Here is a 23,638-nt window from a genome sequence, read left to right as displayed (position 1 = left end):
ACAGGGCCCCCGCCACCTCCCACCTCTTCATCGTCAACCCGCTCCACCATGGCGGGGCCATGACTCCGCCATGGTGGAGCGGGTTGACGATGAAGAGGTGGGAGGTGGCGGGGGCCCTGTCGTAGGGAATGGCCTGGGCGCCGCGCTCCAGCTTCAGCAGGGCACTGGCGAGCGCGTCCGGGTCGCCCGCCAGCTCGGCGCCCGTCTGGTCCGCCCCGTACTCCCGTGAGCGGCTGACCGCGAGCTGGAGCAGCGTGGCGGCGATGGGCGCCACCAGCAGCAGGCCCAGGTTGGCGAAGGCGCTCCCCAGGCCGCCGCGCTCGTCGTCGCCTCGGCTGAGCATGGAGCCGCCGAACCAGAAGAGCATCTGCGCGGCGTAGCTGATGATGCCGGCCAGGGTCGCCGCCACCGTTCCGATGAGGGTGTCCCGGTTGCGCACGTGGCCCAGCTCATGGGCCAGCACGCCTTCCAGCTCGCGCCGGTCCAGCAGCTCCATCAGCCCCGCCGTCACCGCGATGGCGGCGTGGCTCGGGTTGCGGCCCGTGGCGAAGGCGTTGGGGGCTGGCGTGGGGAGCATGTAGACCTTGGGCTTCGGCATGCCCGCGCGGGAGGCCAGCCGCGCCACCATGTCGTGCAGCCAGGGCGCCTGCTCGTAGGGCAACGGCCGGGCGCCGTGGATGGCCAGGGCAATCCGGTCGCTGAACCAATAGGAGCCGAAGTTCATCACCACTGCGAAGACGCCGGCGAAGAGCAGGCCTCGCGGGCCGCCCAGGCGGTCGCCGATGACGAGCACCAGGGCCGTGAGCCCGGCCAGCAGCACGGTCGTCTTGAGCGCGTTGCCCAGCCGGTGCCAACCGCCTCCGCCGTGCAGCGCTGGCCGGTCCGCGCCGGCGTGGGAAGAATGGAGCGCCATGGCCGCCTCGTTTCCGGAGGCCCGCGGGGCCCTCTGGAAACGTAACCAAGGGCGCGGGCTCGGCAACGACGAGGGACGGCGCCTGGTGGGCCGCCGCGCCTGGGCCACTCCGCCGGCATGGACGGCACCCGGCGCCGTCGTCAGCGGGCCGGGCCTTACGGACGCTCGGCCGTCGCGCCGCGCAGCGGAGCGCGCAAGCGGATGGGCGGTGAGTCCGGCGCGGGGCGGATCCACTGCTTGGGCGCGAGGCTGTCCACCTCCCGCGCGAGGTCCACGTCGGGGTCCACCAGCAGCTCCGCGGGGCGGCCGTTGAGCGACACCTGCGCGTCGACGTGGACCTGGACGCGGCCCTTGCCCCGCGCCTCGAAGTCCCGGGCGATGTGCCGCGCCAGTTGGAGGATGAGGTCCGGCTGCACCGACATCTCCCGCTCCTGGAGGCGGGTGAGGTACTGGCTGGGCGCGACGTGCCATTCCCGGTCCGACGCCGGGTCGCGGACGATGAACGTCACGCTGCCGTTCTTCTCGCGCGCCATCACCCGCCAGGAGAAGCGCATGCCCTGCTCGTGCCACAGGACATTGCCGCCGTAGAGGTGGGTGCGCAGCGGAATGGCGACCTGCACGACGGCGTAGGTCAGGGCCAGGCCGAGCGCCACCTGGCCCCTCCAGCCGGGAGCGCTCAGGGGGGGCGTCACGGGCCTCGCGGAGGCGGCCGAAGTCGCGGCGGACGTCCGGGCGAGGCGGGCGCGCAGTCCGTGCAACAGCCGCCGTGGCCAGGAGGCTTCGAAGAAGACCAGGGCCCCGGTGACCATGATGACGGGGAACATGCCAATGGGGAACAGCGCGGAGGTGGCCGCGTGGAACCCGAGCACCACGGCATAGGCGAAGGGCCGCAGCTTCCGGGTGAGGAGGAAGGCGACGATGGTGGTGTCGAAGAGGAAGCCCGACCAGGCCGCGACGTAGGCGACCCAGGGCTCGTCGAGCATGGGGCCGACGACGGGCAGGCTCGTCCGCGCCGACAGCCAGATGCTGAGCGGCTGGGCATGGAGCAGCCAGTCACCCGTCAGCTTCGCCAGCCCCGCGAAGACGTACACCACCCCCACCTGGAAGCGCAGCAGCAGCGTGCACCACGAGGGCAGCCAGTCCCGGCGCAGCGCGGGCTTTCGCCATGCATCCACCGAGAAGGCCCGGTGCGCCGGTACGAAGAGCATCAGCCCCAGGAGCAGGCTCACCAGGTAGTAGTGGTTGAGGTAGTTGCTGACGTCCACGAGCTGGACGTAGGTGAAGGCGACGAACAGCAGGCCCACCGCCACGCGGTAGAAGAGGCCCGCCGCCATGCAGAGCCCGAGCAGCGCGAGCACCGCGAAGACGGCGTGCATCCACGGCGCCGGCAGCGCGGGCACCCAGCCGAAGCCCCAGTAGGTGAAGTGGAAGCGGGGGCCGGTGAACAGCACGTCCACCCAGCCGTAGGCGAGGAACCGGACCGCTGAAACGAAGACGAGCAGTCCGAGCGCCACGCGGAACGCCACCAGCGCCGCGATGTCTCGCGGCGCCAGCAGCACCTCCCAGAGGCGCCCGGACACGGAGCGCTCGACGGTCGTCACCTCAGTCATTGTCCCCTTCGACGGACTGGGGCAGCTCCAGGTCCAGCACGGTGACGAGCTCCGTCTTGAGCACGTCCGTCACGCCCTTGATGGCGTCGTACATCGCACGCATCGCGGCCTTGTCCTGCGCCAGGACCGTCGCCAGGTCTTCACCCGGAACGGCCTCGATGCCCGCCGCCGCCGCCGCGTTGCGCTCGCGCACCTTCGCCGCCAGCGCGTCGGCGCCCGAGGCCTCGAGCAGGTCGTCGAAGCCCGTGCCGGAGAAGTCCTCGCCGCAGCCTTCCGTGATGCGCCGGTAGCCCACCAGGTTGGCCCGGAGGTTCGCCTTCGAGCGCGCCGCGAACTGTGACTCCAGGTGTTCAGGGCAGGTGGACGTGGCGCAGTCGCGCAGCGCCAGCGGCCGTGCCACCTTGAGGTCCTTCACCTCGCGCTCGAGGTAGAAGATGGCATCGCTCAGGGAGTTCAACGCCGCCTGCGTGGAGGGGTACACGGCGTTGCCGGAGCCCGCCGTCGTCAGCGTCTGTGCGAAGTTGCCCTGGTCCGCGGCCCACGCGTTCACCAGCGCGTCCGCGCGGCGGTGGATGTCTTCGGCCACCACGGCGGCGTAGGCCCGCTTGCGCTCGGCCCGCTCGTCCGCGGACAGCGCCGCCCACGAGCCTTGGGACACGATGACGGAGGTGCCCGGGCAGGCGGTGTCGTTGCCCTCGAAGAAGAGCAGGTACTCCAGCGCGTACAGGCCGCGGCGGCTCACCAGCGCGCTGTCGAAGCCCGCCGACTCGTAGCTGCGGTTGACGAGCTGCTCCTCGATGGCGCACCGGCTGACCAGGGGCCACGAGTAGATGTTGTCGCGAATCTCCGCGCCGCCCGGGAGGCTGCGGGGCGCGGCGGGACCGAACTGCATCACCTCCGCCACCTGCCACACGTCCATGGCCTGGTGGTAGGCCGCGCGCGCGGCGTCTCGCGTGGTGGCATCCGGCGTGGCCGCGTGGGCCGCGACGGCGCTCTGCAGCGTGGTGGCCGCCGTCTGGAACTCACGGGCCGTCTGCAGCACACAGGCCCCGGACGACTCCAGCAGCGCGGCGCGCGTCGCGGCCACCGTGCCGTCGGGGTTCTCCGTACCGGCGTCCGGCGGAGCCCCCGTGTCCGACTTGCAGGCCGACAGTGAAAGGAGCGCGGGAACCACGAGCGCGATGGCGCTCGCACGCAGGACGGAGAGGGGGCGCGATGACTCGGTGTTCATGGCCCGGCTCGGTAACACGCCGATGTTGTTAATGACAATCAACTTCAAGATTTCGACGTCCTCGGTTCACGACTGCACGGGATGTTTGTTGACCCTTCCCGTTCTTCTGGGGTAGGAGGCTGTCGCGACGAAACTGATAACGATTATCGTTTGCAGTTCGAGAAGTTCCCGAGGAGGGGAAGACATCATGTTGAAGACGGTAAAGCACCGCGGCTTCCTGGTGCGTGGGGCCGCGCTGGCGCTCACGCTGGCGTGCATGACGGGTTGTGGCGACGACGAGCCCACGCCGACCCCGACGCCCGACGCGGGCACCCAGGCGGACGCCGGGACGACCCCGGACTCGGGCACGAACCCGACGCCTGACGCGGGCACCGGCCCGCTGGACAGCGACATCGCGGTGGTCCGCTTCAACGAGGATGGTACGCACGACACGACGTTCGGCGCGGGCGGCGTGACGCACGTGGACTTCGGCACCGGCCGCGACGGCACGCGTGACTCGCTGTGGGACGTGCGCGTGGACGCCACGGACCGCATCGTGCTGTTCGGCAACAAGCGCGCGGACGGCACGCGCGCGGACACCGACCGCGTGGTGGCCCGGTTGACGGCGACGGGCGCGCTGGACACGACGTTCGGCTCGGCCCAGACGCCCAACGGGTTCAGCGTCCTCAACCTGTCCAACCTGAACGACGGCATGCGCTACGGCTTCATCCAGCCGGACGGGAAGATCATGACGTCCGGCTACACGTCCATGCCCACGGGCGTGGGGGCGCAGGCGGCCAACCGCATCGTGCTGCAGCGCCTGAACGACGACGGCAAGGCGGACGACACCTTCGGCTGGAAGGGCGTCGTGACGTCCGCGCCGTTCCAGGCCCAGAGCGAGAACAACCCGGAGTGGGGCATGGCCGAGGCCTACGCCGCGGGCATGCAGTCCAACGGCAGCTACGTGACGACCGGCTACGGCCGCTCCGCGTCCTCCGGCGCGGTGGACCTGGTGTCCTTCCGCTACACCGCCACGGGCGCGCTGGACCCGACGTGGGGCATTGGCGGCTCGGTGGTGCTGGACCTGGCCGGTGACAACGACCGCGGCCGCAACCTGGTCGTCCTGAACGACGACCGCGTCCTGCACGTGGGCAGCGCCACGCCCAGCGCGCAGAACATCCAGGCCCTCCTCCTGATGCAGACGCCGGACGGCCAGCCGGACACGACCTTCGCGCCGGAAGGCTACAAGACCTACGGCTTCGAGCGTCCGGAGCAGGCCTTCTTCGGCGTGGCCAAGTCGGCGGACGGCAACTGGGCGGCCGCGGTGGGTTACCGTTCCGGTGGCAGCGGGAACGTCGACGCCATCCTGGCCATCATCCCGACGGGTGGCACGGGCACGGAGGTGGTCAAGGCCACGCCCATCTCCGCCACGGAGGACGACCGCTTCTGGTCCGTCACCTTTGACTCGCAGAACCGCATCTACGCGGCGGGCTTCGTGACCGAGGGTGGCGACAACCAGATGGTGGTGGCGCGCTTCACCACCGATGGCAACCTGGACCCGACCTTCGGCACCGGCGGCATCGCGAAGATCAACGTCGCGACCGCGGCCACCGAGGAGGCCGCTCGCGGCATCGCCATCCAGACGGATGGAAAGATCGTCATCGGCGGTCCCGTCGAGAAGCAGTAATCGCTGACGCAGTGTAGAAGCAGGAGCCGGGGAGGGCGGTCCGCGCGCGGGCGGGCCATCCTCCCCGGCTCCTGGCTTTTTGAGTCGTCGGACATCCCGGTCGAGACAAGGTCGAAACGCTTCAGATGGCACTGTTCGAGCAGAAGCTGATGTGGGCGCGGAGCTGGGCACTTCCGGCGCTCTTGCTGGCATGGGCCTCCCCGGCCGCGGCGCAGTCCGAGCCGCCCCAGGACGCCGCCGCGGTTCCCGAGCCGTCGCAGGTGCAGGACGCCGCCGCCGTGGTTCCCGAGCCGTCGCAGGTGCAGGACGCCGCCGCCGTGGTTCCCGAGCCGTCGCAGGTGCAGGACGCCGCCGCCGCCGAGGCGCCGCAGCTGGCCGAGCCCGCGCAGGCGCCCGTGGGCGACGCGCCGCTGGCCACCGAGCCCCCCGCGAGCGAGCCGCTGGTGCTGGAGCCCTCGCCCGAGGCGGTGGAGAAGAAATTCGAGAGCGTGGTGGTGGGCACCTCGGAGGCGCGCACGAGCGGCTCCATCCACGTGCTCAAGCCCGCGCAGTTGGAGCGCTTCGAGCGCGATGACCCGGCCGCCATCCTCCAGACGGTGCCCGGTGTGTACTCCCGCGGCGAGGACGGCTTCGGCCTGCGGCCGAACGTGGGCCTGCGCGGCGTCAATCCGGACCGCAGCAAGAAGGTCACCCTGCTGGAGGACGGAGTCCTCTTCGGCCCCGCGCCGTACTCCGCGCCGGCGGCCTACTACTTCCCGCTGGCCACGCGCATGCAACGCATCCGCGTGCTCAAGGGGCCCTCGGCCATCCAGCAGGGACCGCAGACGGTGGGCGGCTCCGTGGAGTTCCTCACCCGGGACATCCCCGCCTCCGAGTCCGCCTGGCTGGACGTGGCGGGCGGCGAGTACCTCTACGGCAAGGCCCACGGCGTCTTCGGCGCCAGCACCGAGCGCGCGGGCTTCCTGCTTGAAGGCGTCCACCTGCGCAGTGACGGCTTCAAGGAGCTGGACACCGTGGGCGGCGACACGGGCTTCTCCCGCAACGAGTGGATGGCCAAGGGCCGCTACCTGCTCGTCCCCGAGGGCCCGGTGCGCCAGACGCTCCAGCTCAAGCTGGGCTACTCGGACGAGGACTCGAACGAGACGTACCTGGGCCTGAGCAGCGCGGACTTCGCCGCCGCGCCGCTGCGCCGCTACGTCGCGAGCGCCCTGGACCACATGAAGTGGCACCGCACGCAGGTGGTGCTCAGCCACGAGCTCGAGGCGGGCGGGCTGGCCGTGACGACGTCCGTCTACCGGCACGACCTGAGCCGGGCGTGGCGCAAGGTGAACCGCTTCCGCGGCGCCTCCATCGCCAGCGTGCTGGCGGACCCCACGAGCGCGCGCAACGCCATCTACTACGGCGTCCTCACCGGCGAGCAGGACACGTCGTCCACCCAGGACGCGCTGCTCATCGGCCCCAACGACCGCACCTACGTGTCCCAGGGGCTCCAGAGCGTCGCCCGCTGGACGGCCACCACGGGGCCGCTGAGCCACAACCTCGAGCTGGGCGCGCGCTTCCACTACGACAGCATCCGCCGCCTCCACACCGAGGACGCCTTCCTGATGCAGGGCGGCCAGCTCGTGCGGACCAGCGAGCCCACGTACACCACGGCCGACAACAAGGACTCCACGCACGCCCTCGCCCTGCACGCGACGGACGCCATCGGCTGGGGCCCGCTGGTGCTGACGCCGGGTGTGCGCATGGAGATCATCCGCTCGGCCTCGCGGAACCACCTGACGGGCACCGAGGCGAGCGGCGCGGTGGAGGTGCTCATGCCGGGCATGGGCGTCTACGGCGCGTTGACGCACGAGCTGGGCCTGTTCGCGGGCGCCTATCGTGGCTTCTCGCCCCCGGCGCCTGGACAGCCGGACGTGGTGCTGCCGGAGAAGAGCATCAACTATGAGGCTGGCGCGCGGTGGACCCGCAGGGGCGAGCGCTTCGAGGCGGTGGGCTTCTTCAACGACTACTCGAACCTCACCGACATCTGCACGTTCTCCAGCGGCTGCCTCAACGACGACCTGGATCGGCAGACGGACGCGGGCAAGGCCTTCATCTACGGCCTGGAGGTCTTCGGCGAGAAGACCTTCCGCCCGGGCGGTGGCGTGACGTTCCCCGTCTCGCTGTCCTACACCTTCACGCGCACGCGGCTGCGCGAGGACTTCCAGTCGGCGGACCCGCAGTTCGGCGACGTGCGCGCGGGCGACGAGCTGCCCTACGTGCCCCGGCACCAGCTCTACGCCACCGCGGGTGTGGAGACGGCGTGGGGCGGCCTGGCCCTGAGCGCCTTCTACGTGGACGCCATGCGCGAGCAGGCGGGGCAGGGCGAGGCGCCTCCGGAGCAGCGGACGGACGCGCTGCTGACGTTCGACGTCAACGCGAGCTGGCACTTCTCCCGCTGGGGGCAGCTGTACCTCAGCGCGCGCAACATCCTGGACGAGCAGGCCGTGGTGTCGCGCCGTCCCTACGGGGCGCGGCCCAACGCGCCTCGGACCGTCATCGTGGGCGTCAAGATGGGCATCTAGAGGTAGAAGCGGTCCGTCACGCCCGCGGTGCGCTGAAGGATGGCGCTCCAGCCCAGCCACAAGGCGATGCCGCTGGCATCCGCCTTCGCTTCCGCCCCCAGGGCGCCCAGCGAGCCCGTGCACCCGGCCAGGGTGAAAAGTCCTGAATCGGTCAGGTGGGTGAGGAGGGCGCGCAACGTGGGCATCCCGCGCGACTCGAAGCGGTGGGTGACGTCGTCGCGACCCGTGAAGTCCGGGTCGTCGAGCGCCCCATCGAGGAAGCGCTCCAGGGCCCACCAGAAGAGGTACACCTCCGCCCTGCGGCCAGACGCCACGGCCGCGGCGGCGATGGACAGGCCCTGATGCACGCGGTCGTAGTCGCCGCTGTGCAGGAAGACAACCACGTGGGTCGGGGAGGGGCTCACGCCGCGCTCATACCGCCCACAAGGCGCCAGCGTCCACCCACACGCCGGGGCTGACCGCCCGGGCCCTTTGGCTTGCGCCTTGGCCGCCGTGCTTGCTAGGAAACCTCGGTCATTCGGGCACTTACGCGCCGTGGCACCCTGGGCGAACCGGACTCCAACGAGATGGGCGAAGACCTCACAGCCAGACGCAAGGACGCGCATCTCGACCTTTGCGCCACGGGCGACGTCGAACCCACCGGAAACAGCACCCTGCTGGAGTGCGTCAAGCTGGTGCACTGCGCGATGCCGGAGATGGCCGTGGAGGACGTGGACCTGTCCACGACCTTCCTGGGCAAGCGGCTGCGCTCCCCGCTGCTCGTCACCGGGATGACGGGTGGGACGGAGCGTGCGGGCGCGGTGAACCGCGACCTGGCGCTGCTCGCCGAGCGCCACGGCCTGGCCTTTGGTGTCGGCAGCCAGCGCGCCATGTCGGAGGACGCCTCGCGGGCCGCGTCCTTTCAGGTGCGGCAGGTGGCGCCCACGGTGGCGCTGCTGGGCAACATCGGGATGTTCCAGGCCATCCGGCTGGGCGTGGACGGAACGCGCCGGCTGGTGGACGGTATCGGCGCGGACGGGCTGGCGCTGCACCTCAACGCGGGGCAGGAGCTGACGCAGCCGGAAGGCGACCGGGACTTCCAGGGCGGCTACCGCGTGGTGGAGCTGCTGGTGGGGGCCTTTGGCGACCGGCTGCTGGTGAAGGAGACGGGCTGCGGCATTGGCCCGGACGTCGCGCGGCGGCTGGTGGACCTGGGCGTGCGCAACCTCGACGTGTCCGGCCTGGGCGGGACGTCCTGGGTGCGCGTGGAACAACTTCGCGCGTCGGGCGTACAGGCACAGTTGGGAGCGGAGTTCAGCGCGTGGGGCATCCCCACGGCGGCGGCGTTGGCCACCGTGCGCCGGGCCGTGGGCCCGGACGTCCACCTGGTGGCGAGCGGCGGCCTCCGCACGGGACTGGACGCCGCCAAGGTGCTGGCGCTGGGCGCGAACCTGGCCGGCATGGCGCTGCCGTTGTTCCGCGCGCAGCAGGCGGGCGGGCTCGTGGCGGCGGAGGCGGCGCTGGAGGTCATCCTGGCCAGCCTGCGGCAGGCGCTGGTCCTGACGGGTAGCAGAAGCTGCGCTGAACTGAGACAGCGGCCCCGGGTGGTCACCGGAGAGTTGAAGGATTGGTTGGCGGCGCTGTAGAGGGTGGCCGCGCCGAAGTCTGGAAGGAAGAACATGTCTGACACCGTGACGTCCCGGCTCCCCGGGTTCCACAAGCTGCCGATGGAGGAGCGCCACGCGCACCTCTCCCGCATGTTCCAGCTCACGCCCGAGGACCTGCAGCAGCTCTTGGGCTCGGAGGCGCTCCAGCCTGTCCTGGCGAACCAGATGATTGAGAACGCGGTGGGGACCTTCTCCCTGCCGCTGGGCCTGGGCCTGAACCTCCAGGTCAACGGGCGCGACTACCTGGTGCCCATGGCGGTGGAGGAGCCGTCGGTCGTGGCGGCGGTGTCCTTCGCGGCGAAGATTGTCCGGGAGTCGGGCGGCTTCATCGGCGAGGCGGACCCGTCGCTGATGATTGGCCAGGTGCAGGTGTCGCGCTACGGCGACCCGACGGTGGCCACGGAGCGCATCCTGGCGCACAAGGAGCAGCTCCTCGCGCTGGCCAACAGCTTCCACCCGGCCATGGTGGCGCGTGGCGGCGGGGCGAAGGACGTCGAGGTTCGCGTGCTGCCGGCCCCGGAGGGCCCGCGCGGCGAGCCGCTGCTCATCGTCCACCTCATCGTCGACGCCCAGGAGGCGATGGGGGCCAACCTCATCAACACCATGGCGGAGGGCGTGGCGCCGCTCGTCGAGCAGATTACGGGCGGCAAGGTGTATCTGCGCATCCTCTCCAATCTGGCGGACCGCCGGCTGGCGCGCGCCATGTGCCGCATTCCCATCCCGCTGCTGGCGGACTTCGAGATGCCGGCCGAGGAGATCGCCGAGGGCATCGCCCAGGCCAGCCGCTTCGCGGAAGCCGACCCGTACCGCGCCGCCACGCACAACAAGGGCGTGATGAACGGCATTGACGCGGTGGCCATCGCCACGGGGCAGGACTGGCGCGCCATTGAAGCGGGCGCGCACGCGTTCGCCTGCCGCAACGGGCAGTACCGGCCGCTGTCCACCTGGTACCTGGAAGAGGGGCACCTGGTGGGTCGCATCGAGCTGCCCATGGCGCTGGGGACGGTGGGCGGGCCCATCAAGATCCACCCGGGCGTGCAGATGGCGCTCAAGCTGATGCAGACCTCGTCGGTGCGCGAGCTCGCCATGGTGTTCGCGGCGGTGGGCCTGGCGCAGAACTTCGCGGCGCTTCGGGCGCTGGGCAGCGTGGGCATCCAGAAGGGCCACATGGCGATGCACGCGCGCTGCGTGGCGGTGACGGCGGGCGCGCGGGGCGACTGGGTGGAGAAGATCGCCAACCTGCTGGTGAAGGCGGGCCACGTGAAGGTGGAGAAGGCCCGCGAGCTGCTGGCCAGCCTCCCCGCCGAGGATGCCGCGGCCGCGACCGGCACCACTGTCTGACGCCGTGGCGCCTCGTTCTGAATCCATGTCGGCCTTTGGCGCCGGCAAGGTCATCCTGTTGGGTGAGCACAGCGTCGTGTACGGGCACCCGGCCCTGGCCGGCCCGTTGTCGCAGGGCGTGACGGCGCGCGCCGTGCCCGCCAAGGCGTGTCAGCTCGCGTTGCCCTCCACGCTCAGCCGTCCGCAGCGGGCGCAGCTCACGGCGGCGTTCGCCCGGGCCGCGGAGGTGACGGGCGCGCCGCCGGTGAAGGTGTCGCTGGAGGCGGACCTGCCGCTGGCGGTGGGGCTGGGGAGCTCGGCGGCGCTGTCGGTGGCGTGCGCGCGGTTGCTGCTCCAGGCGGCGGGGAAGGTGCCCACGCCGAAGGACGCGGCGCGTGTGGCGTGGGCGATGGAGCAGGAGTTCCACGGCACGCCGTCCGGGGTGGACCACACCACCAGCGCGGCGGAGCAGCTTGTGTTGTACCGGCGCAGGCCGGGGGCCGCGAAGGGGACGGGGCAGGTGGTGGAGAGCCCCAGGCCCTTGCACGTGGTGGTGACGCTCGCGGGTGAGCGCAGCCCCACGAAGAGGACGGTGGGCGCGCTGCGCGAGCGGCAGGCCCGCTGGCCGTCGCGCTACGAGCGCCTGTTCGCGGAGATTGGTCGGGTGTCCTCGGAGGGCGCGAAGGCGGTGGCGGCGGGAGACTTGGAGGCGCTGGGCGACGCGATGAACGTCAATCAGGGCCTGCTCTCGGCGCTGGGCCTGTCGTCGCCGCCGTTGGAAGAGATGATCTACCGGTTGCGGGAGCTGGGGGCGCTGGGCGCCAAGCTGACCGGAGCCGGTGGAGATGGTGGGGCCGTCATTGGCCTGTTCCTGGAGCCCAAGCCCGTGGTGACGAAGCTCACCCGGCTGGGCGTGCGCTGCTTCAGCAGCCAGCTCGCGGGACCGCGGGCGTCGTGAGTCCTCCCATGAAAGCCACAGCTCTGGCGCATCCCAACATCGCCCTGGTGAAGTACTGGGGGAAGCGGGACGACGCGCTGATTCTTCCGCATCAGTCCAGCCTGTCCCTCACGCTGTCGCCGCTGTCGGTGACGACGACGGTGGAGTTCGGCGCCGCGAGCGACCAGGTGGAGCTCAACGGGCACACCGCGAAGGGCCGCGAGCGCGACCGCGTGCTGCGCCTGTTGGAGTTGGTGCGCGCACAGGCGAAGGGCGAGCTGGGCCCCGCGAAGGTGGTGTCGCGCGGGGACTTCCCCATGGCGGCGGGCCTGGCCAGCAGCGCGGCGGGCTTCGCGGCGCTGGCGGTGGCGGGGCGCGCGGCGGCGGGGCTGCCGTCGGAGCCGCGGGCGGCCAGCATCCTGGCGCGCCTGGGCAGCGGCTCGGCGTGCCGGAGCGTGCAGGGTGGGTTCTGCGAGTGGCAGCGCGGCGAGCGTCCGGATGGTGAGGACAGCTTCGCGGTGCAGCGCTTCGACGCGGCGCACTGGCCGGACGTGCGCATGGTGGTGGCGATTCTCGACCGCGGCGAGAAAGAGGTGAAGTCGCGGGACGGGATGAAGCACACGGTGGACACCAGCCCGTACTACCCGGCGTGGGTGAAGGACGCCGAGGCGGAGGTGGTGCAGGTGCGCGAGCACATCGCCCGGCGGGATTTGCAGGCCCTGGGTGAGCTGTGTGAGCGCAACGCGTGGCGGATGCACGCGACGTCCTTCGCGGCGAATCCGCCGCTGAGCTACATGAACGCCGGGACGTTGGCGCTCATCCAGCACCTGAAGGAGCAGCGCAAGAAGGGCATCCCGGTGTGGTTCACGCTGGACGCGGGACCGAACCCGGTGCTGCTGACGGACGCCGCGCACGAGGTGGCCGCGGAGGCGCTGGCCCGCGCGTGCGGCGCGGTGGACGTGATTCGCTGCGTGCCGGGTGGGGACGCGGAGCTGAAGGCGGAGCACCTCTTCTGATGGAGCGGGCCCTCTCCGCGCCGGGGAAGCTGTTCCTCTCGGGTGAGTACGCCGTGCTGTGGGGCGGCGTGGCGCGGTTGGCGGCTGTGGCGCCACGCACGTCCGCGTACGTCCGCCGCCGTGCGGATGCCCGGGTGCACGTGTGCCTGGAAGAGGGCACGCTCGCGGGGAGCACCACGCCGCTGGGCGTGCGCTGGGAGCGGGAAGTCCCGGCGGGGTTCGCCTTCGTGGCGCGGGCGCTGGACGAGGCCCTGCGCGCGCATGGACGCGCGAGTCAGGGTTTCGACCTGGCGGTGGCGCCGTCCGCGGTGGGGCCGAACGGGCAGAAGCTGGGCATGGGCGGCAGTGCGTGCGCGACGGTGCTGGCGGCGGAAGGCGCGCGCTATGTGCTGGAGGAGCGCTACGACGCGCTGAAGCTGGCTTTGTTGGCGCACACGCTGGGGCAGGGCGGGAAGGGCAGCGGCGGGGATGTGGCGACGAGCTTCGCTGGAGGTGTGCTGCGATACCGGCGCTACGACGTGGCGCCGTTGATGGAGGCGAGCAACACCGGGCGGCTGCGCGCGGCGCTGGCCGAGTCTCCGTCGGTGGACGTGTGGCGGCTGCCTTCGCCCCGGGTGTCCATGGCGTATGCCTTCACGGGCGAGAGCGCCTCGACGCGGGTGCTGATTGGCCAGGTGGAGGCGCGGCTGGAGGAGGCGGGCCGCCAGAGCTTCGTGGAGCGCTCGGACACGCTGGGCCACGCGATTGAGGACGGGCTGAGCGGCGGTGACTTCCGGGCCTTCTCGGAGGCCGTGAAGGCGCAGCACGCGCTGCTGCTGGAACTGGGGCCGCTGGAGACGGAAGGCATGCGCCGGGTGCTGGCGCTGGCCGCGACCTACGGTGCGGCGGGCAAGCTGTCCGGGGCGGGTGGCGGGGACGGCTGTATTCTGTTCGCCCCCGATGCGCAGGTGCGGGCGGAGATGTGCAAGGGATTGGAAGCCCGCGGCTTCCACACGTTGCTCCTGGATGCGGAACCCGGCGTGCGTGGCGAGGCCCAGGTGGCTCCCCGACTGCGGACCTGGGTCGACGCTCTAACCTGAGCGCGTCTCTTCAACGCCACCCAGCCACCTGACTCTTAGGCAAAGGTCAAACCCACCGTCCCTTCGGTGTCTCCACTCCGAGTGTGGGTTGGCGTGGACCCATGTCTCGGTAGATGCCGTGGTTGGTAGTGAAGTGATAGGATAGCTAAACCCCGCGCCATCCTGACAAATTTCCAGCGGCATGCTCTATTTGTCGAAAAGTGGACGCTTTGGCTTGGGGCTTGAGGGCGCATTCTATGTGGTGTCATTTGGTTAATGTCATGCGCGCCGGGATGGCGGGAACTGTTCTGGCATTCATTTTCTTGTCGGCTTCCGCATATGCAGAATGTTTCCCTGCGCTTGGTCAAGGTACAGGTACTCTGACGACGGTTTGCGTGGGGCCCAATGGCGAATGTCCTGTTTCGATGCGCCAATGTGTGAATGGCCAGTGGGCTAATGAAATCAATGCTTCAGTTGAAGTGTGTAACGGGCTTGATGACGATGGTGATGGTCTAATTGATGAAGATGGCGTCTGTCGATCGGACACGCTCACATGTGAATGTCAGCCGGGCACATGCGCGCAGCTCGGGTTAAACTGTGGTTCCGTTCCAGATGGATGCGGAGGGGCACTTGATTGTGGTGGGTGCCCTGCTGGCCAGGCTTGTGGCGCTGGCGGTACTCCCAACGTCTGCGGGCTTGGCAACGGCTGTATCCCTGCTGCACCATCGAGTGCTTGTGTAGGCAAGAACTGCGGGCTGGTCGCAGACGGATGCGGAGGGCTGCTGAGTTGCGGCACATGCAGTGGTAACGACTCGTGTGGTGGCGGTGGAACGCCTAACGTCTGTGGCTGCACCTCCATCTCCGAATCCTTCGCATGTACTGGGCGAAACTGCGGACAGGTGTCCAATGGCTGTGGTGGCACGTATGATTGCGGGAGCTGTGTAGGCCCACAGACGTGTGGAGGTGGGGGGACTGCCAATGTGTGCGGATGTTCGCCGATTCCCAAGGCCACGGCGTGCGAGGGCAAGAACTGCGGGCAGGTGCCCAACGGTTGTGGTGGCACGTATGACTGCGGGAGTTGTGTAAGCCCACAGACGTGTGGAGGTGGGGGGACTGCCAATGTGTGCGGATGTTCGCCGATTCCCAAGGCCACGGCGTGCGAGGGCAAGAACTGCGGGCAGGTGCCCAACGGCTGTGGTGGCACGCATGACTGTGGCTCTTGCAGTGGAGTCAATTCATGCGGCGGTGGAGGAATACCGAATGTTTGTGGGTGCACGCCCATGCCTGCATCTGTGGCTTGTGCGCTAGTCGAACGCGAGTGTGGACCGAGCAATGATGGCTGCGGCGGAATCGTCAACTGCGGCTCGTGCTCAAGCGGGAACATCTGCCAGGCTGGCGTATGTGTGGAGCGGTAGCGGGCGTCTCGAAAGTTTTTGGGCTGGTTGGGATGGCGTGTTGATTTTTGGGGTTTGATATATGAGTTCAAGAGAATTTGACGTGGTTCAGGGTGGATGGCGATCCGTGAATCGCTTTTTGAGCGTCATGCTCGGTGCTGTCGTGGCTGTAAGTGCATGTGGCCCTTCGGATGAAAGCGAGAAGGGGCAAATGGCAGGAGGCCGCCACCGAGCCCAGGGGCTTGAAGTCCTAGTGGATGCCTTGCTTCCTACGGAGACGGACAACGAAGGTTTCGTAGCAGCTCGGAGCACGGGGTTTTCCGGCGTTGCTGCTGACGGAGCGTCGACCTACTCGCTGCCTATCTGGTTGCCATCGGGGCGTGCCGGCATTCAGCCGGAGCTGTCTCTTGGTTACAAGAGTGATGGCGGGAACGGTATCATAGGCCGTGGGTGGAGTCTGGCTGGCGCCTCACAGGTCTCTCGCTGCGGCCTTACACAGGCCCAGGATGGAAAGGTGGAGGCAATCACATTCACGGCCGATGATGCCTTTTGCCTGGATGGTCAGCGTCTGGTGTCGGTCAATGGCGTTTACGGTGCTTCATACACTGAGTATCGAACCGAGCGGGAGACCTTCAGCAAGATTGTGTCCATGGGGGCGGACGCGCTGGGGCCGCGCGAGTTTCATGTGTTCCTGAAGAGTGGGCACAAATTGACCTATGGGTTTCTGCACCATTCCACTTTGGCGGGACGTCGTACGCGGGTTCGTCCATCGGGCCTCAATGGTTTCCTCCAGACGGTTGATACAGATGAGAGTCGACTGTCATGGGCGTTAGCGCGCTTGGAAGACCGGAGTGGAAACTCCGTTTCTTTCCACTATGCGCTTCACTCCGATTTAGAAGATGGAAGTGTCGAGCAGACACTGGAACGCATTGAATATACGGCTTCTTCCCTTGGTCAGGGAGTGCCTGCTACGCGATTTGTTGTGTTTGAGTATGAGTCGCGCAGTGATTCTCGTGTCTCGTATGCGGCTGGCTTCAAATTGAAGTTGAGCAAGCGCCTCAAGGAAATCAAGATTAGCGCGCCCAACCCCATTTCAGTTGGGCTGGTCCGAGCCTATCGGCTCGGCTATATGCAAGATGCAATCAGCGGCGCGAGCATGCTTAAGACGTTTCAGGAATGCGATGGGAATGGTGCCTGCGTTCGGCCTATAGTCTTTTGGTGGTCGTCTTCGAATCGCAATTTCACCGAGCAAGACACAGGGCTCGCAGATGTTGTTCCTTCCAGTTTTGTGCAGTCTGGCCACAGTGTCCTTAATACGGTCGATGTTGATGGGGACGGGCGTGATGATCTTCTTTATCGTGCTCCTTCAAGCGTGGCTCTGAATTCCAAGTGGATCCTTCGGTCGATTTCTGCTGCGGGACAGATTTCAGGGGGCGACGTATTCAGCCTTCCGCTTCACTGTGGAGTGGCGACGGCTGGTCATGACGGACGGTGGGCGGACGTCAACATGGACGGCCGCATGGATGTAAGCCTTCTTGTACAGAATACGTGTGGCCCAGGCCCCACAAGCAATATTAAGCACCTGCTCCAGTCGAATAATCCTTCGCCGGGAGCCAACTGGTTCTATGAGATCGAGGACGATGGACGGCAACCCGGAACCTTCTGGTACGGGGACTTGAACGGAGATGGTCTGTCGGACCTGATTCGCGTTGAACCCACCGCTGGTCAGTTGGGCTTCCGGCTGAACATGGCGGGAAGTTTGCAGCCCTTCCAGGCGATCCATGCATCGGATCGCAATGACAATAGCCAATTTGCTGTGAATCTGGATGGCTCTGGCAAGACGAGCCTGTTTATTCTTGAGAAACGGCTGATCGTCGATCCGGTTCCTACGTATCAAACTGTCGGACGGCGCTACTGGTCATTGACGTGGCGCGACGGCGTTTTCGAAAAGAAGGAGACCACGCTGGTCAGGACGGATGTCTCGACAAAGCAGTATATTTTTGTCGACATCAATGGCGATGGATTGCCTGACGCGCTGCGGGAGCAAAAAGCGGAACCCAGCGGCGATCCGGAGAATCCGGGCAATGATCCTGAGCCCGAACCGGTTCAGGGGGATGTGGAAGTATTGATCAATACTGGAGATGGCTTTGCTGCGCCATACACGATCACTCTTCCGCAAGGTGCGAAGTTGGGAGCATTTACCCGGGATAACGGTATTCGGGTTTTTGATTTCAATGGAGATGGTCGGCAAGATTTATTGCTGATGGATGACGGCGACGGCAGCCGCTCGCGAGTGGTGGTGCTTGAGTCTAATGGCACGAGTTTTGTGCCGCGAAGTCTAGATATCCCCGTGGGGCAGGCGACCACGCGGGGGTACAGTGTGTCGCAGATCTTGGATGTGAATGGCGACGGTCTGATGGATCTAGCACAGGTAGTTAATGGCACACTCCGAATCTATCGGCGTAGGGGCCCTCCTTCAGGATTGCTGACGAAAGTGACGGATTCGCTGGGCTCGAATGTGGATTTCATCTACAAGCCGATGGCAGATGCGTCCGTCTATACCCCTGGCACGTCCTGCTCTTACCCGCAGCAGTGCGTTCGGTCTGGGCGGTGGCTGGTTGCCGAGCACCTGGTAGATTCCGGTAAGAGCTCGCCGCGTCGCCGCGCATACACCTACGAAGACGGGCGGGTAGATGTTTTGGGGCGTGGTTGGTTGGGGTTTGCCGCGATGTCCGTAAGTGAGATTGCGGCAGGAGCCAGGGTTCGCACCGAGTTCGATAACAGGACACGGGTGGGTACTCATTATCCGTATGCAAATATCCCGAAGAAAACGGTGACGGAGGTTGCGCTCACCGGACGAATTCACAAGACCGTCGAGTCGTTCGAACTGGCGCATCATGTTCGCCAAGGCGGGCGTGGGGGCAGCGTTATCACCGTGCTCCCTGCGACAGCCCAAGAACAAGTGTACGATCGACTTGAGAGTGAAGGCCCAACGGACGGCCTCTTGCGGCAAGTAGACACCGAGTGGGGGTACGACTGGAACTATGGAAACCCTACTTCCGTAGAGAAGGTAATCGGAAGTGAAGTCATGGTTGAGTCAATTCAGTATCAGAATGATCCGCAAAACTGGCTTGTGGGGCTGCCGGTTGCTGATCAGAAAACGCATACTGTTAATGGCGTTTCCGTGACACGCAACCATGCACGCACCTATTGGCCGGGAACAGCACTGCTAGCGAGTGAAACTATCGAGCCGGGAAGTGCACATTTTGAAGTCGTGACGACGTATCTTCGTGATCCGGATGGGCTGGCATATCAGATCTCCCGTTCCGCTACTGGGGCGCAATGGGGGATCCCGATTCGTACGATGGGAATCTCTTATGATCCCGTGGATCGAACCTATCCTACCGTGATGACCAACAGCCTGGGGCACACAGTTCGTGTCGCCTATCATAGTGGCTTGGGACTGGTCTCGGTGAGCGAGGATGAGAACGGTCTTATTACCAAGCGACGTTTTGATGGGTTCGGGCGACTTCGGGCCGTGGATGCGCCAGACTCTAGTGATTCGACAATCAGTTACAGGGCATGTGTTGCTCCCGGCGAATCGTGCTCTCTTGCTGTGTCCATCCTGCGGCGAATGTCCCCCTTGAACGAAAATGTTCCAGGATTTGTACTTGTAGATGAAGAGTCCAGTACCGACCGTCTGGGGCGCTGGATGGGTACCCGGAAGCGCGGTTTCTCAGAGGAGAATGTCAATTCTGGGAATCTGTACGATGAACTGGGGCGTGTGACAACGCAGTGGTTGCCACCACCCGGGGGTTCGGGGTCCGGCGCAACTTCGTTCGCTTATGACAATCTGGGACGTACGGTACGAACGACGTACCCCGATGGGACGAGCGAGACCAAGCAGTATGAGGGGCGAAAGGTCACTACGTGGGATGAAAAAGGAAACTCGACGATAATCTGGCTGGACGAGCACGGACGACCGCAGACGACAGAGGACATGCTGGGAACTCGGCGCATCGTATCGAGCACGAGGTTTGGTCCCTTTGGGCAGCTTGAGTCCGTCACCAACGGGTACGGGCAGGGGCCGCGATATCAGTATGACCGACTGGGCCGCCAGAGTCAGGTGAATGACCCAGACTCAGGGCTCACTGTTACAGACTACAATCCATTCGGAGAGGTCACGCGGGTGACTGACGCCAATGGTGACGCAACGGTGTTCGAGCGAGACACACTTGGCCGCATGACGGTCCGGACGAACCGCGATGGTGTGGCTCGATTTACGTGGGATCATCCTGTTGATAATCCCTCCGTGGGGTGGGTTGGCGCTCTCTTTCGTAGCGCAGTGGAGGGGGATGCCAGTACCAGCCTGGACGACATTGTTACTGTGCATTCCTACGATGCCCTGGGACGGCCAGTTGGCGAGGACTGGAGTGTTGAAGGACAGGTGTATTCGGTCTCAAGGACATTCGACGAGTACGGACTCCTTCGACGGTTAGACTACCCCAGCGTAGGAACCAATAGATTTTCTGTTGACTATAATTACACAGCAAGAGGTGTGTTGGAGTCGGTGGGTCGTTCATTCGGTGGGACTCTCTACTGGAAAGCCCAGGCGCGAAACGGTTTGGGGCAATTGACCGCAGAGGAGTTCGGCAACGGCGTTACCAGTCAGCGCAGGTACGATACCCGAGGGAGGACGGTCTTTATTGAGACGAAGGGACCTGCCGCTCCTCAAGTCGCCGAAGAACAGCGTCTACGTCAGATGCTGGCCTACGAATACGACGTCAATGGGAATATGAGAAGTCGGCACGACCGCTTGTCTCGAACAACCGAAGACTTCTTCTATGACTCCCTGAACCGGTTGGTGAAGTGGTCCGTTTACCAGAATTGTACTCCCTCCTCGGTGGAGTACGGTTACGATGATCTAGGGAATCTGCTAGGTCGGTCCGTAACTCAAGGAGCAGGGGAAAACCTGTCTTTGTTCTATGAGGGCACGGGAGGGGCAGGACCCCACGCGGTCACTCGTTCCTCGTTGGGATCCTATACGTACGACGCCAATGGGAACCAACTGACAGGGCCAAGTCGTGTTGTTGAGTACACTACTTTTAATCTTCCCTCTCACGTAAGCCAGGGCTCAAAGAGTTTGAGTTATCGCTACGATGCGATGAACACCCGGACGGTCAAACGCGATTCGAACGGCGACGTGACAGTTTACGTGGGGGGCATCTATGAGCGTCGCCGTGTGGCGACTGGAGCGGCAGTGCACGTCTTCAGCGTCATTGGCTCAGACGGTCCCGTCGCGCAAGTCTCGTGGGCTGCGGATTCGACGGGTCAGGTTTCAGTCGAGAGAGCTTTGTATCTTCATGTCGATCGCCTGGGAACGGTCGAAACGATTACAGATGAGTTTGGTGCTGTGTTTGAGCGTTCACGGTTTGAGCCCTATGGGGGCAGAAGATATCCCAATGCCCTAGGTGTCCCGCAGGTGCGTGGGAATTCTCAAGTGCGCCAAGGATTCACTGGTCACGAACATGATGATGAAGTGGGCCTCATCAACATGAAGGGACGAGTGTACGACCCGGTACTCGGTCGATTCCTCAGTCCTGATCCATTGATGGTCGGGCCCCGGATGAGCCAAGCGCTGAATCGATACAGCTATGGACTGGGGAACCCCTTGCGGTACACGGACCCGACCGGATTCGCGGTCAATGAGCTGCCTGTTATTGTTTATGACAGTTGGTTCGGCGGCTATTCGGTGGCAGGAGTTTCTGGGAATGCTGCGATAAACGAGCAGCAGATGTTAGTGAGTATGTTGGGGCCGGATCTTGCAGATCCAACTACGTATTTGGTTCGAACTGAGTATGTTTCCGAGAACGGAAGACCGGTTGAAACTAGAGATTACTATGTTGTGAAGATTCCCGAGCATTCATCCATGTATTACTACAGGAGGTTTGTTCGGGCGTGGGTGGCGTTTGATGTGATTAAGGATAAGCTGGAGTTTGGGAAGGGGTTGTTTTTGGGGGCGATCGCCGGGGCGGTTCCGTTCCTGGGGCTTGTCCCTCCTCCGGAAGGAAGCTCCAAAGACTTCCACTTGGGCTATGGTGCCGCATTGTTTGCCTGGGGAGGGGTGCAGATTATTGGTAGTGGTGTCGCAATCGCTGGTGGAGGGACTGCGTCGACAGCCGGCGCGGCTGCCAGTAGTACGGGTGTTGGTGCTCCCGTCGGGGCTCCTGCGGCTGTGATTGGAGGTTCTGTTGCTGTGTCGGGCGCCGCTGTTGCTGCTTTGGGGGTCGCGAATATTATCGGGGCCCTCAATGCGGTGCAGATGGCGAACCAATCCGGAGGTGGAGGCGGGGCGCCTAGTACGAGCGATACGAAATCGTCAACTGCAAAGGCACCGGAAGGCGGTAGCGGAGGCTCAGTAGAGAACATCTCAGCCGCCGATGCCACTCGGATCCAGAATGCTGCGAACCGTATCGGTTCGCCGATTCACCTTGTGGGAAGTAGGGCTAGCGGCAAGTCAGGACCGAACTCAGACTGGGATTTCGTGATCGAACCCAGTCACTCCAACCACCATGCGAGGAGCAGCGCTGCCGCCTCTCTTCCGGGCGCGAAGAGTGTTCGGGATGGGGTTTGGCGCAATCAGGACGTGTTCAAGGGGCCTCTGGATCGCTCCAGACCCTATGTGACCTTCTTTCCGGAGTAGCGCAATGGCCATAGTTGAAATGGAACTCTTCACGGATCAGGGTAATAATGCTGTTGTTCGGCTACCTGAGCGGAAATACCCGGGGGTCGTTATCCAGGGTGACATGTTGAACTCGTTGGTCACTACGACATTCGATGCAATTGAAGCCTTGAGTCGTAGTGATCTCGGTGATGCTCAGGACTTGCTACGGGAGTTGGCGGCGCAACTACAAACTGCTCGTGAGCGATACGAGGCCGCGCTTCGTGACCACAGGATCGAGTTGCCTTACTGAGCGGTGTGAGCACAATCGGCAGGCCTGATGCGCTTTCTCGGGGTCGGATTTGAAGAAGGGTCGTCGGGTCGCGGGGTTGCGGGTGGGAAGTGTCAGTCCTGATTCATTGTGAGGGGTTGCGGAGTGAGGAAGGTGAGTGAGGTCAGGCACTTGCGTCGCTGAGGCCCTGTCGCGTTCGCGACGGGCAGTTGCGGTGCCCGGTTCTGATCGCGCCGCATGGGGTGCAGCCCCTGGGTAGGCGGCATATCGAACGACCTGCTTCGTTGGTTTCGGAAGCGGCTTCGAGTAGGGCTCGGGCGAGGAGAAGAGCGGAGGGATGGAGCGGGCGAGCCCCATCCCTCCAAGTGGCTTGCGCGGAAGAAGAGCGAGAGCCGGGAGCAGTGGACCATGAGCCGAGTCCCAGGACAACGGCGTCGCGCGTTGCGCCACGCCCAACTGGAGTGGAGCTGTGAGGTGATGGACCCGCGACAGGCGCGTGGGCGAAGGCATGGGCACCAGGGGCTTTTAGGGCTGCTGGTGGCGGCGTTCGCCTGTGGGCTGAAGAGTCTGCGCCGGGTGGAGGACCTGGCACAGGACCTGGGGGCGCGCGTCCGCAGGCAGCTGGGGCTGGCCGCCCGTGTCCCTCCGCCCGAGCGCACCCGGCAGACACTTGAAGTCAGGTCGCAGAGAGTGTTGGGCGGGCCGCCAGCGGCGCGTCGTCAGTCGTCAGAGCGCCGCCTCAAGCGGGCATGGCGACCGGCGAGACTCCACGACGGGCAAGCACATCGGCTCTGGTGACTCAAGCACGTACATGGGAACCAATGCGTCAGACAACTACAACCTCCCGCAGTTCCACTGGTTGGGGTGGACCAAGAAGGAGGAGATCGTCCAGGTCAACTCGGCCATCGACAATGGTGGCTTCATCGACGTCACGCTCCGCCCCGTGGGAACCAACGCTGACAGCGCCAGCGGTCTCCTGCTGGGCGCGGTCTGGCAGGATCCCGACACAGGGCTGCGGCGGTTCATCTCCATGCCGAAGCCGCGCACCAACAACTCGAATCTGATTGAGGGCGGCACGGTGTTCGTGCATCGCAGCGCCAGGGGCATGAACTGCACGGGTGCCTGCATGGCGTCGCTTCAGATGACGCGGTTCAGCGCCAAATCCAACAACGAGCATGATGCGTTCGGCATCTTCGTCAAGCCGCTGGCCTACACCAGCCACTTCATCCAGGAAGACGGAATGCGCGTCGAGGTGTTCACCTCCGTCACGTTGCGAATCAGGCGGTAGCGGCGGGACGTGGCTGGCGCCGGCGCGTGCTGAGCACCAGCA

General features: G+C 65.7%; 15 protein-coding genes. 11 read left to right on the top strand and 4 right to left on the bottom strand.

Going from position 1 to position 23,638, the window contains the following annotated elements; genetic code table 11:
- From HV826_RS29725 to HV826_RS29715, 3 genes are all read right to left on the bottom strand, one after another.
- On the bottom strand, window positions 1-913 hold a 913-nt coding region (locus tag HV826_RS29725; RefSeq protein WP_176420440.1), incomplete at its 3' end, for a zinc metalloprotease HtpX.
- Between the two features lie 155 nt (window positions 914-1,068).
- Window positions 1,069-2,523 (bottom strand): HTTM domain-containing protein, encoded by a 1,455-nt coding sequence (locus HV826_RS29720; protein ID WP_176420438.1) that lies wholly within the window; start codon window positions 2,521-2,523, stop codon window positions 1,069-1,071.
- Complete coding sequence (locus HV826_RS29715) at window positions 2,516-3,754, bottom strand: imelysin family protein (protein ID WP_176420437.1); 1,239 nt, start codon at window positions 3,752-3,754, stop codon at window positions 2,516-2,518. Before HV826_RS29715 ends, HV826_RS29720 begins: the two co-directional genes overlap by 8 nt.
- A 187-nt stretch (window positions 3,755-3,941) precedes the next feature.
- Between HV826_RS29715 and HV826_RS29710 the strand changes: the two genes are divergently transcribed.
- Together HV826_RS29710 and HV826_RS29705 are read left to right on the top strand one after the other, a co-directional pair.
- A complete protein-coding gene (locus tag HV826_RS29710) occupies window positions 3,942-5,420 on the top strand; it encodes a hypothetical protein (RefSeq protein WP_176420435.1) in 1,479 nt (492 codons plus the stop codon).
- A 125-nt stretch (window positions 5,421-5,545) separates the two neighbouring features.
- Window positions 5,546-7,984 carry a TonB-dependent receptor domain-containing protein gene (locus tag HV826_RS29705; protein WP_176420433.1) on the top strand — a complete coding sequence of 813 codons (2,439 nt, stop codon included), beginning with the start codon at window positions 5,546-5,548 and terminating at the stop codon, window positions 7,982-7,984.
- On the opposite strand, the gene HV826_RS29700 is transcribed toward HV826_RS29705, so the two are convergent.
- Complete coding sequence (locus HV826_RS29700; RefSeq protein ID WP_176420443.1) at window positions 7,981-8,367, bottom strand: hypothetical protein; 387 nt, start codon at window positions 8,365-8,367, stop codon at window positions 7,981-7,983. The genes HV826_RS29705 and HV826_RS29700 overlap by 4 nt on opposite strands.
- 183 nt (window positions 8,368-8,550) lie before the next feature.
- Between HV826_RS29700 and fni the strand changes: the two genes are divergently transcribed.
- The 9 genes from fni (at window position 8,551) to HV826_RS29660 (ending at window position 23,596) form a co-directional block, all read left to right on the top strand.
- Window positions 8,551-9,609, top strand: a complete 1,059-nt coding sequence (fni, locus tag HV826_RS29695; RefSeq protein ID WP_176420431.1) for a type 2 isopentenyl-diphosphate Delta-isomerase — start codon at window positions 8,551-8,553, stop codon at window positions 9,607-9,609.
- Between the two features lie 33 nt (window positions 9,610-9,642).
- Entirely contained in the window at window positions 9,643-10,971 is a 1,329-nt protein-coding gene (locus HV826_RS29690) for a hydroxymethylglutaryl-CoA reductase, degradative (RefSeq protein WP_176420429.1), read from the top strand.
- Window positions 10,972-10,996: 25 nt separating this feature from the next.
- The gene (mvk, locus tag HV826_RS29685) at window positions 10,997-11,908 is read left to right on the top strand and encodes a mevalonate kinase (RefSeq protein WP_217918837.1); all 912 of its coding nucleotides are present in this window, start codon (window positions 10,997-10,999) and stop codon (window positions 11,906-11,908) included.
- An 8-nt stretch (window positions 11,909-11,916) separates the two neighbouring features.
- A complete protein-coding gene (gene mvaD, locus HV826_RS29680) occupies window positions 11,917-12,903 on the top strand; it encodes a diphosphomevalonate decarboxylase (protein WP_176420425.1) in 987 nt (328 codons plus the stop codon).
- A complete protein-coding gene (locus tag HV826_RS29675; RefSeq protein WP_176420423.1) occupies window positions 12,903-13,982 on the top strand; it encodes a mevalonate kinase in 1,080 nt (359 codons plus the stop codon). Before mvaD ends, HV826_RS29675 begins: the two co-directional genes overlap by 1 nt.
- A gap of 1,500 nt (window positions 13,983-15,482) precedes the next feature.
- Window positions 15,483-22,058, top strand: a complete 6,576-nt coding sequence (locus HV826_RS29670; protein ID WP_176420422.1) for an RHS repeat-associated core domain-containing protein — start codon at window positions 15,483-15,485, stop codon at window positions 22,056-22,058.
- A 4-nt stretch (window positions 22,059-22,062) separates the two neighbouring features.
- On the top strand, window positions 22,063-22,329 hold the full coding sequence (locus HV826_RS38300; protein WP_407938443.1) for a DUF6959 family protein: 267 nt from the start codon (window positions 22,063-22,065) through the stop codon (window positions 22,327-22,329).
- A gap of 216 nt (window positions 22,330-22,545) precedes the next feature.
- On the top strand, window positions 22,546-23,106 hold the full coding sequence (locus HV826_RS38150; RefSeq protein ID WP_368671019.1) for a transposase family protein: 561 nt from the start codon (window positions 22,546-22,548) through the stop codon (window positions 23,104-23,106).
- A 13-nt stretch (window positions 23,107-23,119) separates the two neighbouring features.
- Entirely contained in the window at window positions 23,120-23,596 is a 477-nt protein-coding gene (locus HV826_RS29660; RefSeq protein WP_255208198.1) for a hypothetical protein, read from the top strand.
- Window positions 23,597-23,638: the final 42 nt, after the last annotated feature.

Source organism: Myxococcus sp. AM010, assembly GCF_013372585.1.
GTDB lineage: Bacteria > Myxococcota > Myxococcia > Myxococcales > Myxococcaceae > Myxococcus > Myxococcus vastator.
Note: the sequence above shows the minus strand (reverse complement) of the source record. Positions and strands in the feature narration are given on the sequence as shown.

What these genes read in the sequence shown, in the direction of transcription:
- HV826_RS29720 (WP_176420438.1), bottom strand. Translation starts at nt 2,523, where the DNA reads ATGACTGAGGTGACGACCGTCGAGCGCTCCGTGTCCGGGCGCCTCTGG.
- HV826_RS29715 (WP_176420437.1), bottom strand. Translation starts at nt 3,754, where the DNA reads ATGAACACCGAGTCATCGCGCCCCCTCTCCGTCCTGCGTGCGAGCGCC.
- HV826_RS29710 (WP_176420435.1), top strand. Translation starts at nt 3,942, where the DNA reads ATGTTGAAGACGGTAAAGCACCGCGGCTTCCTGGTGCGTGGGGCCGCG.
- HV826_RS29705 (WP_176420433.1), top strand. Translation starts at nt 5,546, where the DNA reads ATGGCACTGTTCGAGCAGAAGCTGATGTGGGCGCGGAGCTGGGCACTT.
- fni (WP_176420431.1), top strand. Translation starts at nt 8,551, where the DNA reads ATGGGCGAAGACCTCACAGCCAGACGCAAGGACGCGCATCTCGACCTT.
- HV826_RS29690 (WP_176420429.1), top strand. Translation starts at nt 9,643, where the DNA reads ATGTCTGACACCGTGACGTCCCGGCTCCCCGGGTTCCACAAGCTGCCG.
- mvk (WP_217918837.1), top strand. Translation starts at nt 10,997, where the DNA reads ATGTCGGCCTTTGGCGCCGGCAAGGTCATCCTGTTGGGTGAGCACAGC.
- mvaD (WP_176420425.1), top strand. Translation starts at nt 11,917, where the DNA reads ATGAAAGCCACAGCTCTGGCGCATCCCAACATCGCCCTGGTGAAGTAC.
- HV826_RS29675 (WP_176420423.1), top strand. Translation starts at nt 12,903, where the DNA reads ATGGAGCGGGCCCTCTCCGCGCCGGGGAAGCTGTTCCTCTCGGGTGAG.
- HV826_RS38300 (WP_407938443.1), top strand. Translation starts at nt 22,063, where the DNA reads ATGGCCATAGTTGAAATGGAACTCTTCACGGATCAGGGTAATAATGCT.
- HV826_RS38150 (WP_368671019.1), top strand. Translation starts at nt 22,546, where the DNA reads ATGGGGTGCAGCCCCTGGGTAGGCGGCATATCGAACGACCTGCTTCGT.
- HV826_RS29660 (WP_255208198.1), top strand. Translation starts at nt 23,120, where the DNA reads ATGGGAACCAATGCGTCAGACAACTACAACCTCCCGCAGTTCCACTGG.